Annotated in this window: 1 protein-coding gene; it reads left to right on the forward strand. The window is 44.3% G+C overall.

Going from position 1 to position 253, the window contains the following annotated elements; genetic code table 11:
• The coding region (locus QWY27_RS15315) for an IS3 family transposase (protein WP_290195450.1) at positions 1-88 on the forward strand (88 nt) is incomplete at its 5' end.
• Between the last annotated feature and the right edge of the window lie 165 nt (positions 89-253).

A 253-nucleotide genomic window follows, 5' to 3' on the forward strand; every position in this document is an offset into this window, starting at 1 on the left:
TATTCACTATTACAACAACGACCGGATCAAGACAAAACTCAAAGGGCTGAGTCCTGTGCAATACAGAACTCAACCCTTGAGGCCCTAATCCGCTTTTAAACTGTCCAACTTTATGGGGTCAGTTCACCGAGGGGCGTGTTTGAACTGCATACTGATTTAAATCAGATTAGTTCTTTGTTTTATCAACAAGTTTGTTGGCAGCAATCCAAGGCATCATGGCGCGCAACTTGGCACCAACGACTTCGATTTGCGA

Origin of the sequence: Zwartia vadi, from assembly GCF_030410375.1 — a bacterium.
Taxonomy (GTDB): domain Bacteria; phylum Pseudomonadota; class Gammaproteobacteria; order Burkholderiales; family Burkholderiaceae_B; genus Zwartia; species Zwartia vadi.